The following is a 13,626-nucleotide window of genomic DNA, read 5'->3' on the forward strand; positions in this document are numbered from 1 at the left end:
AATTGCATTTTTATGAGGCAAAAAAATAGCCTCAAACAAGAGGCTATTTTGATTGACATAAATTTTTAGACTTCTGCGTCAAGCTTCTTTTCTAAATAGTGAATATTGGTTCCACCATTAAAGAAGTTCTCGTCTGCCATGATTTTTTGCTGCAAAGGGACGTTTGTTTTAATGCCATCGATAACCAACTCGTTTAGCGCATGGCGCATACGGGCAATGGCTTCGTCTCGACTTTCACCATAAGTGATGAGTTTGCCGATCATCGAGTCGTAGTAAGGGGGGACTTTGTACCCTGAATAAATGTGAGACTCCCATCTAACACCTAAACCGCCCGGGGAGTGGAACATTTTTATTAGCCCTGGGCTTGGAATAAAGGTTTTAGGGTCTTCAGCATTAATGCGGCATTCGATGGCATGACCATGAATCTTAATTTGTGACTGCTCAACAGATAATGGTTGACCAGCAGCGATGCGCAATTGCTCTTTAATTAAATCCACACCGGTTATCATTTCTGTTACCGGGTGTTCTACTTGAATACGCGTATTCATTTCGATGAAATAAAATTCGCCATTTTCGTAAAGGAATTCAAATGTACCCGCGCCGCGGTAGCCGATTTCTATACAAGCTTTCCGGCAACGTTCACCAATTTTTTCACGCATGCTTTCTGTAATACCTGGCGCTGGTGCTTCCTCGACAACCTTCTGGTGGCGGCGCTGCATTGAACAATCGCGCTCACCTAGGTGCACAGCATTGCCTTGTCCATCGGCCAATACTTGAATTTCAACATGGCGTGGATTTTCTAAGAACTTTTCCATGTACACAATATCATTATTGAACGCCGCTCCGGCTTCTGCTTTAGTTGTGCGAATAGACGTTTCAAGCTCTTCTTCAGTGCGCACAACTCGCATGCCACGTCCACCACCGCCGCCAGCGGCCTTTACGATGATTGGGTAGCCAATGCGTTTAGCAATGGTTTTATTTTTGTCCATGTCTTCGCTAAGCGGGCCGTCAGACCCTGGTACGCAAGGTACACCTGCTTTACGCATAGAGGCAATAGCCGATACTTTGTCACCCATTAAGTTAATGGTGTCCGCAGTTGGGCCAATAAAAACAAAGCCGCTTTTTTCTACGGCTTCCGCAAAATCTGCATTTTCGGACAGAAAACCATAGCCTGGGTGAATAGCAATAGAGTTGGTTACTTCTGCCGCTGCAATGATTCTTGGAATATTTAAATAACTCTCTGTTGCCGATGCATTGCCGATGCAAATCGTTTCGTCAGCTAGCAACACGTGCTTTAAGTCGCGGTCAGCGGAGGAGTGAGCGGCCACAGTTTTTATGCCTAGCTCTTTGCAGGCCCGGAGAATGCGTAGTGCAATTTCACCGCGATTGGCAATTAGTACTTTATCAAGCATGATGCCCGCCTTTTATTCGACAATGAATAGTGGTTGATCGAATTCTACTGGCTCTTGATTATCAACCAGAATTTCTTTCACGACACCGTCTGCGTCAGACTCAATCTGGTTCATCATCTTCATTGCTTCGATGATACACAAGGTATCGCCTTTCTTCACTTTTTGGCCCACTTCTACAAAAGACCCAGCTTCTGGCGAAGATGCTCGATAAAACGTGCCTACCATGGGGGATTTAACTATATGGCCAGAGGCAACGGTTGGTGCCGCACTTTCTGCGGCTGGCGGAGCTACTGCCGCTGCTGCGGCAGGCAATGGAGCTGCTGGCGCAGCCATTTGCGGCATATACTGTATTTGCTGCGCCTGACTTGTACCACGGTTGATACGAACAGACTCTTCACCTTCGGTGATTTCAAGTTCTGCAATACCTGATTCTTCTACTAGCTCAATGAGTTTTTTTACTTTGCGTATGTCCATCTGATAACCCTTAAAAATTAGCTGTTGTATGTGTATGCGATTAAAGTGTTGTTGAGCCTTAATCGTCTATTATCTATTATTTAGTCTGCTGACTATATGTTTTTAGAATAGTTGCTTCATCTGCAGTGTTTGGTCTTTATTATTATGTTTTTAACTTAAAACGTAAGGCATCTAACGCAAGCTTATATCCAAGAGTGCCACAGCCAACAATAATGCCGACAGCAACATCAGATAAGAAAGACTTATGCCTAAATTCTTCCCGCGCATGTACATTTGATAGATGAACTTCAATAAATGGCAGTTTAGTGCCTAAAAAGGCATCTCGAAGAGCCACACTTGTATGTGTAAACGCGCCGGGGTTAATGATGACGCCGTCAACTTCCCCCATGCCAGCATGAATAGCATCAATCAACTCGTGTTCGGCATTTGATTGCAAGGTACTCAATTGACAATCAGTAGACTTTGCATAAATAGATAAGTCATTCTCGATATCAGCTAAGGTTTGGCTACCGTAAATTTCAGGTTCACGTTTACCAAGTAAATTTAAGTTCGGACCATTCAATAAGAGTACTTTCATCAAGTTAGCGCTTATAATTGTTTATATTGTAGTTAACGTGCTAGTAACGTGTAATTTTTATTCTTTTTAACTAAAAAGTACACAAAAACTTAACTTAGTCTTTCAATATAGCAAATATAACAGAGATGTTTGCACTTTTTCAGCAATTTACTGGTCTAATCACGGAAGTTAGCGATGGATGTAGGTTTAAAGGGGATCGATTTTGAATTTGAAACTACCGACAGCAAATTCATAGTCTTCATCTGTCGATTCGTTTTTATAACCGGGAAATAGCCGAAATTTCCCTAAGACTTTTTTACCGCTTGCAAGTGTGAGTTCTTCTTCAAAAACGGCTTGCTCATTCTGTTGATGTTTTTTTATGGCGTCCAAGGGGAGTGCGTCAGCAAGTGCGATTTGTTTGTCTTTTATGTTTTCAATTTCTGGCAACGACAGTAGCTTTTCTGCGGCGATGGTTGTTTCTACGTGCATTGAATCTAGTTTTAGTATGAACATGGGTTCAGCTGAACGCAGAAACGAATGGGCGATGGTATTTAAGGTTATTTGTTGTTCATATTTGCGAGTAATATCTTTAACTATGCCAATGAAGTGAGTGCCAACGCCACTGGCATCTCGACTTACAAATTGCCCGCAAACCCTAGCCCAGCGCAAGCCGTTTGTATCTTCATTAAAGTAATTTACATGCATGTCTATTTTTTTAGTTTCGCCGATTTTATGTGCATTCCAGCTTTCGATGAGTTTTGCTCGATTCTTTTTGGACACTAAGTTAAAACCGGCTTCTAAATTGCCAATAGTTTTAATTTTCACTTCGGTTTTGTCTATTGATAAGTATATGCGAATAGTGTCTTCTTTGGATTGCCACTCCCACACAGACTCGCCGCTGGCGTACAATGCCTGATTTAAGCGCTCGATGGTGCGGTCAAGCCGTTGATTTGCATCAAGAAGATCAAGTGTTTTTTGACGAATGACTTCTTCAGCTTGTTTCCGGCTGGCTCGTTCTCGCCCTAATTGGCGCTCAAGCAATTGAATTTTTTCTTTGAGCTCTGTATCTGTCATTCGTTTTTTTACTCAAGATATTTTTATAAAGCGGCTAGTTTAGAATGTGAACTAGGTGCTTGCTCTCTATTTCAAAATAATTCTTTTAACAGTATGTGTTATCGGGTTTTTGCTTACTTCCTTTAGGAATAAATCATTGGGTCGATAACAAGCATAGAAAGCGAATCGCTAGTTGAAATAATAAATGATTGAGAAATCGGTAAGCTGATCATATATTGTCCAACGAAAGCATTTTAAGGAGTGTTCCGTATCTCTGTTCCTCAGACGCAAGAAACGTATTATTACGACACGCTTAAGCAGCTTATTGAGTTGTGGGCAAATGCGCGCAAAAGTCGAAAAAAAGCCCCTTTTGTTGAATTCAATGCGAAGATTCGTGAACTTTCCAATGAAATGGCTGTTTATGCTGTTTATGTGCTGCACCACCAGTTAGAAGAAATTAAACAAACTATCAATAATGCGCTCAATGAAAATATTCCATTGAAAGTGGCCGTCAGTAAAATAGATACTGCATTGAATGTGTTGATTTATGGTAGTAAAACTCAACCCGATCCAATACTCGCAGAAATGGTTGATGGCGACCATGCCAGTATCATTGCTGCGTTATGTCAAACGGCCAAAAACACCTTGCCACTTAGTAACGGTGATACCTTGATTGCAGTCATTGATGATGAAAAGTCAGTAGGCGTAAATCTGTGTACTGCTTTAAAGCAGTTCAATTACAACGCTGAATATTTTGCGAACATTCAAGATTATAAACAATCAACACTTGTTGAAAAGTGCACCTTAGTTATTCTCGATGTAACGATGCCTGACTACATTCAGGAAGAGGTGTTTTCGTTTGCATCAGCGTTGCAAGCGTCTGGTGTGAACGTCATTGCGTGTTCATGCCTATTTAATTTAGAAACTCGCTTAGCTGCTGTTAGGGCAGGCGTTTCAGATTACATTGTAAAACCGATAAGCTCGTATTCTCTGTTTGAGAAAATCAGTCGAATATTGCAACGTCAACAGGACGATAGCTTTAATATCGTGCTTGTAGATGATCAAGAGTCGATGGGTATTTTTTATAAAACAGTATTTGAGCAAGCTGGTTGCCATGTGGAATACATTCAAACCGCTCAGAAACTGCTTGATTCTCTTGAATATTTGAAGCCGGATCTTTTTTTGCTGGACATGATGATGCCTGATATCGATGGTTTAGAAATTGCGTCTATGCTGCGCCAAGAAGAGAAGTTTGATTTTGCGCCTATCGTGTTTTTAACCGCGGATGACAGGCTTGAAACCAAACTACGGGTGCTGGATTCTGGCGCAGACGACGTTATTGCAAAATCCACTCCTGCACCGTTAGTGGTAAAGCAGGTAATGGCGCGTTTGAATCGTTCTTCCGTTATCCGTAATTTTGTGTCTAAAGATGCATTAACTGGTGTTTTAAATCATGGTCAAATAGTGGAGTCGGCCAGTAATGTTTTACGCCTAAGTAAACGGCATGGAAACGACAGTGTACTTGCCTTAGTTGACGTCGATTATTTTAAAACAGTCAATGACAGTTACGGACATTCAAATGGCGATCAGGTGTTACGTGCGCTAGGTCAGCAATTAAGGCGAACATTGCGTGAATCAGATCATGTCGGCCGATATGGCGGTGAAGAGTTTTTACTGCTTTTACAGGACTGTGATTTAGCGAGTGCAGTTGAAAAGCTTGATAAATTAAGAGAAGCTTTTTCTAACATTAAATTTAAGTATGAAAGTGGATATTTTAACGTGACATTTAGTGTCGGGGTTGTTGCCTTAGAAAAATACGCGCAAATCCAGGATGCTATTAACGAAGCTGACGTTCGTTTGTATGCAGCGAAAGACGCAGGAAGAAATCAAATAAAGTATAGCTGACATGTACCTTACGACTCAAGATTACGTCGTGCTATAAACGTGTACCAGCCCCTTTACTTTCAACTGCTTGTATTAACGCCTTATTCATGCTTTCTAAAGGGACAACATTGTTTGTTGCACCAAGTTCAATAGCTACCCTCGGCATCCCAAACACGACACAACTTGCTTCATCTTGAGCCATCGTAATTGCCCCCGCGTTTTTTAAAGATAAAAGACCTTGTGCACCATCTCTTCCCATTCCGGTTAAAAGTGTAGCTACAGCATTTTTCCCTACTGTTTTTGCTAAGGATTCGAACATCACATCAACTGAAGGTTTGTGACCACTTACTAGTGGACCGTCATTAAATTTTATCCGGTAGTCAGCGCCACTTCTGGCAATTTCGATATGTTTATCGCCAGGCGCAATATATACGTTTCCTGGCAATAAGCGTTCTCGATGTTCAGCTTCTTTCACTGTTATTTTGCATACGCCATTGAGGCGAGTGGCAAAAGATTTTGTAAAATTGGGTGGCATATGTTGCGTGATTATTGTTGCTGGGAATGAAGGTGGTAATCCTAATAAAACCTCCTTTATCGCTTCAGTACCACCGGTGGATGCCCCAATACCTACAATAATTTCGGTGCCCTTATATTGAAGAGGTGGTGTATTTATTGACGCAATATTCTTTTTAGCTTGGCGCGGTGTAGATTTTGCTGCAATTTTAATTTTTGTGGTTATTTCTTCCTGATATTCTGCAATGCCTTTCGCTACGTCGAGCTTTGGCTTAGGGATAAAGTCAATCGCGCCTAGTTCTAGCGAGCGAATAGTGGCCTCTGCACCTTTTTCTGTTAATGTTGATATCATTAATACCGGTGTTGGTTTAGCTTTCATTAACTTATCTAAAAACGTCAGCCCATCCACTTTTGGCATCTCGATGTCGAGGGTAATCACGTCTGGATTTAGTTTAACCACCATGTCTTTGGCTACATAGGCATCGGCTGCAACGCCAACAAGCGTTAATTCAGGATCTTGTTTAATTATTTCACTCAACAAACTGCGAATTAACGCGGAATCATCAACAACTAATACTTTTATTGGCATAAGTCTCTCTTGTGTTAAAACAAATCTACGTCGCCTGATGCAGGCTGTTTGTCAATTTTAGAGCGGTAGGCTGACTCACGATCAATGATAGTCGTGTTATGCATTGATTTGAGTTTTCTGACTTTTACCTCCCCGGATTCTGGGAAAAAGTAAATCTTTCTTGGGTATTCTCCCAATACATCAGTAGCCGTTACCTTGATGTCTTCTGTTTGCATATATTCAGTGATGAATGCAGCATTTTTTTCGCCGACGCTATGGGTTCTAAATTGTTGCATTACGTTGCCACCGCCAAATATTTTGGCCTCAAGGCGACGTTTAGGAGAGCCTAGCTTCAACATATGATTGATGAGTACTTCCATTGCATAAACGCCATATCGAGCCGAATCTGTGTCAACGCTAGCATCGTCATTGTTCGCAGGTAGTAAGAAATGATTCATACCCGCAACTCTCAATATCGGGTCACGCAAACATACCGAAATGCAAGACCCAAGCACGGTAACGATGAGTGTGTTTTCTTGGGTTGCAAAATATTCGCCAGGTAAAATTTTAACGGCATTCATATTGAAATTTTTATCAAAATATCGATTAGGTGCCAAGTGTTCAGTTAAATATTCACTCATGCGTTATACCTTATATCTTAGGCCGATAGATGGTTTTACCAAGGGGCGTTAGTAGTGTGCTTACATGAGAAAAATTTTCAGAGTGACCGGCAAAATAAAGACTGTCTGATTTCATATGGCGGACAATCTTTGTCAAAATGTCGAGTTGGGTTGGTTTGTCGAAATAAATCATGACATTTCTGCAAAATACAATATCAAAGTCTTTTGCTAAATCCCAAGACGCGTCCATTAAATTTATCTTTTTAAAGTTAACTAGTCGCCTAAGCTCGGGGACTACACGAGCCAAGTCTTGATTTTTTCCTTTGCCACGGTGAAAAAAACGTTTTTTTACATCCTTGGCTAATCCATCCAATTGTTTTATGTCGTATATGCCTGCGCTTGCTTTTGTTAGCACTTTACTATCGATATCAGAAGATACCACGTTGACAGGGATATCAAACTTGCCGAATCCTTCCACTACGCTCATCGCAATCGAGTAGGGTTCTTCTCCTGTCGAAGCCGCCGCACACCATATTTTCAATGGACGTTTATTTGATGCTACAAAACGCTTTAAATAGTCGAAGTGATGTTTCTCTCTGAAGAATGACGTGAGGTTTGTCGTCAACGCATTTACAAATTCTTCGTGCTCATCAATATGTGCGTCTACGTATTGTAAATATTCAGAGAATGAGCGAAGTTTCAAATGTCTTATGCGCCGAGATAGGCGGCTGTATACCATTGAATCTTTATTCTCAGATAAATTGATGCCGGCAATTGCCTTGAGTTTCGTTCTCACCGCATTAAAATCAGCCGAGCGAAACTCAAATTCTTTGTCTTTTTCAGCGCTTAAAGCCATTGTCTAAAAGCTTTCCCATTCATCTTCTTCCGAGATGGCTGGTATGGCTTTGGTACTTGGCCTCGCGCTCGCGACTGAGGGCAATTCATCAAATTGTTGACTTAGTAAATCAGGTGAGCTTTTGACGATATTTGTGGTTACATCTTTAGTATCTAGTTTAAATGTTCCAACTTGACTATTTAAGTCGCCAGCTTGACCCCGCATGCTTTCTGCGGCGGCAGCAGCTTCTTCAACCAGCGCAGCATTCTGTTGCGTCATTTCATCCATTTGAGATACTGCTTTACTGACTTCATCTATGCCACTTGCTTGTTCTGCGGATGCGGCAGCAATTTCGCTCATGATGTCGTTAACGCGTTGGATTGCCACAACGATTTCTTGCATGGTTTCACCCGATTGACTAACAAGTTCATTGCCACTTTCAACTTTGGTTACCGAGTCTGAAATCAAGTCTTTAATGTCTTTTGCAGCATTTGCAGAACGTTGTGCAAGTGTGCGTACTTCTGACGCAACTACTGCAAACCCTCGACCTTGCTCCCCGGCTCTGGCCGCTTCAACTGCCGCATTTAACGCTAATATGTTAGTTTGGAAGGCAATGCCATCAATTACGCCAATGATGTCAGATATTTTCTGTGCACTTTCGTTGATTGAGGCCATGGTAGTAACCACTTGTTGGATAAGGGCGCCACCATTTCCGGCGACGTCAACAGCTTGTGATGCTAGACCATTGGCTTGGTTTGCGTTCTCTGCGTTTAGTCGGACAGTACTGGTGAGTTCTTCCATGCTTGACGCCGTTTCTTCAAGGCTTGATGCTTGCTGTTCTGTGCGAGTAGAAAGATCTGAGTTACCTTGTGCAATTTCAGAAGAAGCGTTGTTGATTGTATCACTAGCTTCGCGAATTTTGCTGATAACGGACACTAAGTTCTCATTGGTTGTATTGCAGTAATTTTTGAGGTCATTAAATGTGCCCTTAAAATCAGAGTTGATACGCTTAGTTAAATCACCCTCTGAAATGGCTAGCAATACATTACTTACTTCATTCAGGCCGCTTTCTGTTGTTTTCATTAGTTGATTCAAGCCTTGTGCCATTGTTAGCATAAAGCCTTCTTTGTCGTTTTCGTTTACGCGTTTTTCAAAATTACCTTCTAAGCTTGCTTGAACAATTTCAGCAATTTCTTGTTCTGCGTTAACTTCTTTAGTTCGCTCTAACCACTCTACTACATAACCTAGGCGCTCTCCGTCAGAGTCAAAGATTGGATTTGCGACAAGCCTAAAATGCCTAGGACCGACTTTAATATGAGATGTATATGATTTTTTTAGCCTCTCAAGAAGAGCCTTTTGATGGCTAGGATCTTTATGGAATGTATCCATATTTGCACCTATTAGTGTGTCAGCATCAAAATGTGGTAAGACTTTCTTTAAGTCTGATTCGGCCTGTTTCATCAACGCTCGTACAGACCGGTTCATATAAATAATGTTTCTATTTGCATCGGCAAGCATTACATTTGTGGTTGTACAATTTAGTGCTTCCAGTATACGCGCAACTTTACGCTCTTCTTCCTTAATTTTTGTTAAATCTTGCCACTCTACACTATGACCTAAGTTATTCCCGCCCTCATCAATAATTGGGTTTACTATCAACTTAAATATGTATCCGCCTAACTTAAGGTTGGCTTCATGTTTGCCTTCTAGTTTGTCAAGGATACGGTGCTGATGCGATGGGTTAACGTGAAACGAATCAATATTTGTCCCTATTAGGGATTCTACGTTGAAATGCGGGAGTTCTTTGCGAATTGCAGATTCAGCTTCCTTTAGAAGTTTATATACTGAGTGATTCATGTACACGATATTTCTGTTTGTGTCTGCCATCATAAAGCAACTGGAAGTATTATCGAGCGCCTCTTTAACTCTAGATGCCTCAATTGAGGTTTTTGCTGCGATCTGAAGTTGAGTATTTAACTTGGATAGTTCATTTTCTAATATCCCCATTTCATCTTTTCGGTCAACATTAAACTTAATGTTATATTCGCCTTTTGAAATTTTGATGAAATGTCCAATTAAAGACATGGTAGAAACTTGAATTGAGCGTATGACGACAAATCCAATAACGCTAATGATACCTAATAAAATACATATTATAGTGAGCGTCGTAATTCTATCTTGGGCTATTGCGCTTTTTCGTTCAGCAATTATTGTCGTTAATTTTACCATGTTTTCATCGTGTTGCGCATACAGTGTATTTAGCAACTCAGTGTATTCATTAAAGAATTGTGTTGCGTCATAAGTTGGTGAATTTTTTTCTAATGTTTCTCTTTCTGCCATTTTTAATGCAGAATCGACGCTGCTGATAAAGTTACTAGCGGCACTATAACCATCCCTTAATCGAATATCTGCATGCGAAGCTGCAGCCATGTTCATTTTGAAATCTTGCAAGGGCGTTCTAATGCTAGATATATTTGCTCGAATAGTGCTTTTTACTCCATTGGCGATTGTCGAAGTAGAAAGAGCTCCAGCGCCAGCTCCTCTGACTTTGCCAATGGCATCTGCTAAACGAGGCATATCCTGCAAATTGGCTACTATCAAGTGGTGGCTTGCCGCACCAGTATCATAGTTAAGTGAGAAATGATTCATTACTTCACCTAAGTACAAATCAGCAATGACGATTAAGTTTGAATGTACGTTAAATGATTCAATAGCAGTGTAGTTTCTACTGTTTACATTTGACTTTATTGTATTCCATCGATTATTCAATTCATTTAAGCCATCCAATAAATCCTTAGTTTCTTCTCCACCGGCTTCGTTAATTAGCTGCCCAATCGCAGTAAATTGTTGATCTACTTTGCTACTTTTGCTCTCGATTGCGGAAACAGCCGCTTGATTGCCGTTAAATAGTTTTGCTGATGTGCCTCGATGCAAGGCTACATACTTCTTAAGCTTAACCACGGCAGACGCAACTGGAATACCGCGAAGTTCCATTTCTGCTGATAGTTGGTTTTTGTACGAAAGTTCGGAGTAGTAGTACGTAGGTAAGCCTAGTCCTATCAGCGCGAGTATAGCTATGATACTCATTTTTTTAGATAATTTAACGTTATCGAGCCAGTTGAGGAATTTCATGTTAATCTTGCTCCGCGGTTACTGCTGGGTCATATAAGCCCAGTTCGTCACTTGAAATTAATTTTTGAATATTGACTAAAATAATCATTTGTTCACTGATGGTCGTTAGCCCATGTAAATAAGCACTATCGAACGCAACGCCGAATTCAGGAGGGGGTTTAATTTGAGAAGTGCCGACTTTTATGACGTCACTCACTTCATCCACTACGATGCCGACGATACGTTCGTCAATCATCAACATAATGACGATCGTAAATTCGTTGTAAGTGGCTTGACCTACACCAAATTTAATACGTAAGTCGATAATCGGCACAATGTCGCCGCGCAGATTGAGGACTCCCTTAATGTAGTCAGGTGCGTTGGCAATTTTAGTTACTTGTTCATAGCCCCGAATTTCTTTTACTGTCATGATATCTAGTGCGTAGTTTTCTTCGCCCAATACAAAGGTAAGAAATTCGTTTTTGTGTTCATTTTCTGTGTGTTGTTCTGGCTTCTTTGTACTAGTTGCCACCTGACACCTCCTGAATAGTCGGGATGTTTATTTCGTTTGATAGCGATTCTACGTCAAGGATCATGGCAACACAGCCGTCACCCATAATGGTTGCACCGGCTACACCTGGTACGCGTTTATAGTGTCGTTCTAAGCTCTTTATGACAACTTGCTGTTGCCCTTCAAGGTCATCTACTAAAATGCCAAAGCGTTTGCGACTGGTTTCTACCAACACAATAATGGCGTCGGTTGGCTTTGTCTTCGCTTTACCGATACTCATCATTTTGTGCAGTTCAATGATTGGCCAGTATTCGTCTCTTACCCACAATAAGTGGTCATTGCCAATAGTTTTTATTTGTCCCGCTTGCGGTTGCATCGATTCAACAATATTCGTGAGGGGAATCACAAAGGTTTGCTCGCCGACAGATACGCACATACCGTCAACAATTGCTAAGGTCAGTGGTAATCGAATGCTAAAGACTGAGCCTTCGCCAGCGTGGCTTTCAATCTCGACAATACCACCAATAGACTCAATATTCCTTCGTACAACGTCCATGCCTACACCACGACCGGATACATCCGTTACTGCTTCAGCAGTCGAAAAACCAGGTTCAAAAATCAGCGGCCACACCTCGTTATCAGGAATGTCGTTTGATTGCACAAGGCCATTTGCTATCGCTTTACTCAGTATTTTTTCTCTGTTTAACCCTGCGCCGTCATCAGTGATTGTAATTATAATGCTACCGCCGCGTTGTTCGGCGTTAAGAATAACAGTGCCTTGAGGTGATTTGCCCATCGCACTGCGCGTGTCTGGCATCTCGATGCCATGATCAATACTATTGCGGATTAAATGGGTTAGGGGATCAACAAGTTTTTCAATTAAGCCTTTGTCGATTTCAGTGTTACCACCTTCGATAACTAAATTAATATCTTTACCAAGTTTATCGGCGAGATCCCTGACAACCCGGGGAAAGCGGTTAAATGCGAATGACATTGGCAACATGCGCATAGACATCACTGCTTCTTGAATTTCTCTAATATTGCGAGACAGCTCGCCAATGGCACCGTCGAGCTTTTCTTCCGTTTCCCCATGTACTTCTTTCCCTAGAATTTGAATCATGGATTGCGTGATAACAAGTTCACCGACTAAATTGACGATAGAATCAATCTTGCCTGTGTCGACTCTAATAGATGATGATTCTTTGCTTTCAGTACGCGGTTTTTTACTTGCCTTGGGTTTAGGTTTTTTTACCGCAGTTTTGGTAGTTTGCTTTGGTGCAGAAGCTGCAGACTGAGGCGTCGCTGTTGCCGGTTTGATAGATTCTGTATTCTTGGGCGTTGAGTCATCGGATGTGGGGGCATCAAAAAAACCGAATCCATCTTCGTCAGGTGCTTTACTTTCTGAATTTACTTGATCATTGCTTGATTCTTCATCAAAGAAACCAAATGCTTCACCGTGATCATTAGAAGTGTCTTTATCGGTAGGCGTTTGTTCATTTCCAGGCGCTGCGTTGTTTTGCGTTCCGTCTTCATCTTCAAAGAAGCCATACGCTGTCTCTTTCTTTTCAATTTCTTGGGTATCGAAAAAACCAAAGGTTTCATCGCCATTTTCGGCTACTACAGGGCTTTCAAATAAACCGAAACCTTCATCTTCTTCGGGGGTAGTGTCGCCGCTTTCACTATCTATGGGAGAATCTTTTAGCAGGGCCTCTAAAGCTGAAGTGCCTTTTTCAATCGCCGACCAGTCGATATCTTCTTCATTTTGATAACATTCAAGAATGACTTTTAGTTTATCGACGGTGATGAGCAATTGGTCGACAATTTCTTTGGTAATGGTTATTTCTTGATTACGTGCTAAGTCAAGAATATTCTCCATTACATGGGTGAGACCCGTAAGGGCATCGAAGCCAAATACACCGCTGCCACCTTTTATTGAGTGCGCAGCCCTGAATATACTATTTAAATCTTCAATATCAGGCTCATCGAGAGAAAGGTTCATCAACAGACGTTCCATTTCATCGAGGTGCTCATGACTTTCTTCGAAAAATACTTCGAAGAATTGACTCATGTCTACAGACATAAAGTTTGC

Annotated in this window: 11 protein-coding genes; 1 reads left to right on the forward strand and 10 read right to left on the reverse strand. The window is 41.3% G+C overall.

Annotation, left to right across the window (positions count from 1 at the left end; all coding sequences use genetic code 11):
- Positions 1 to 65: 65 nt before the first annotated feature.
- The 4 genes from accC to QQK00_RS12075 form a co-directional block, all read right to left on the reverse strand.
- Complete coding sequence (accC, locus tag QQK00_RS12060) at positions 66 to 1,412, reverse strand: acetyl-CoA carboxylase biotin carboxylase subunit (protein ID WP_284217832.1); 1,347 nt, start codon at positions 1,410 to 1,412, stop codon at positions 66 to 68.
- Between the two features lie 12 nt (positions 1,413 to 1,424).
- Positions 1,425 to 1,886 (reverse strand): acetyl-CoA carboxylase biotin carboxyl carrier protein, encoded by a 462-nt coding sequence (accB, locus tag QQK00_RS12065; RefSeq protein ID WP_284217833.1) that lies wholly within the window; start codon positions 1,884 to 1,886, stop codon positions 1,425 to 1,427.
- Positions 1,887 to 2,028: 142 nt separating this feature from the next.
- Positions 2,029 to 2,463 carry a type II 3-dehydroquinate dehydratase gene (aroQ, locus tag QQK00_RS12070; protein WP_284217834.1) on the reverse strand — a complete coding sequence of 145 codons (435 nt, stop codon included), beginning with the start codon at positions 2,461 to 2,463 and terminating at the stop codon, positions 2,029 to 2,031.
- 186 nt (positions 2,464 to 2,649) lie between these two features.
- The gene (locus QQK00_RS12075) at positions 2,650 to 3,516 is read right to left on the reverse strand and encodes a hypothetical protein (RefSeq protein ID WP_284217835.1); all 867 of its coding nucleotides are present in this window, start codon (positions 3,514 to 3,516) and stop codon (positions 2,650 to 2,652) included.
- A gap of 240 nt (positions 3,517 to 3,756) precedes the next feature.
- Between QQK00_RS12075 and QQK00_RS12080 the strand changes: the two genes are divergently transcribed.
- A complete protein-coding gene (locus QQK00_RS12080; RefSeq protein WP_284217836.1) occupies positions 3,757 to 5,400 on the forward strand; it encodes a GGDEF domain-containing response regulator in 1,644 nt (547 codons plus the stop codon).
- Positions 5,401 to 5,431: 31 nt separating this feature from the next.
- On the opposite strand, the gene QQK00_RS12085 is transcribed toward QQK00_RS12080, so the two are convergent.
- From QQK00_RS12085 to QQK00_RS12110, 6 genes are all read right to left on the reverse strand, one after another.
- Entirely contained in the window at positions 5,432 to 6,481 is a 1,050-nt protein-coding gene (locus QQK00_RS12085) for a protein-glutamate methylesterase/protein-glutamine glutaminase (protein ID WP_284217837.1), read from the reverse strand.
- Positions 6,482 to 6,495: 14 nt separating this feature from the next.
- Positions 6,496 to 7,101 carry a chemoreceptor glutamine deamidase CheD gene (cheD, locus tag QQK00_RS12090; RefSeq protein ID WP_284217838.1) on the reverse strand — a complete coding sequence of 202 codons (606 nt, stop codon included), beginning with the start codon at positions 7,099 to 7,101 and terminating at the stop codon, positions 6,496 to 6,498.
- 10 nt (positions 7,102 to 7,111) lie between these two features.
- Complete coding sequence (locus QQK00_RS12095; RefSeq protein WP_284217839.1) at positions 7,112 to 7,936, reverse strand: CheR family methyltransferase; 825 nt, start codon at positions 7,934 to 7,936, stop codon at positions 7,112 to 7,114.
- A gap of 3 nt (positions 7,937 to 7,939) precedes the next feature.
- Positions 7,940 to 9,805, reverse strand: a complete 1,866-nt coding sequence (locus QQK00_RS12100; RefSeq protein WP_348521158.1) for a methyl-accepting chemotaxis protein — start codon at positions 9,803 to 9,805, stop codon at positions 7,940 to 7,942.
- A gap of 1,243 nt (positions 9,806 to 11,048) precedes the next feature.
- Entirely contained in the window at positions 11,049 to 11,558 is a 510-nt protein-coding gene (locus QQK00_RS12105; protein WP_284217840.1) for a chemotaxis protein CheW, read from the reverse strand.
- Positions 11,548 to 13,617, reverse strand: a complete 2,070-nt coding sequence (locus QQK00_RS12110) for a chemotaxis protein CheA (protein WP_284217841.1) — start codon at positions 13,615 to 13,617, stop codon at positions 11,548 to 11,550. The genes QQK00_RS12105 and QQK00_RS12110 overlap by 11 nt, the downstream gene beginning before the upstream one ends.
- Between the last annotated feature and the right edge of the window lie 9 nt (positions 13,618 to 13,626).

The sequence above is a fragment of the Agaribacter marinus genome (assembly GCF_030160655.1).
GTDB classification, from domain to species: Bacteria; Pseudomonadota; Gammaproteobacteria; order Enterobacterales; family Alteromonadaceae; genus Glaciecola; species Glaciecola marina.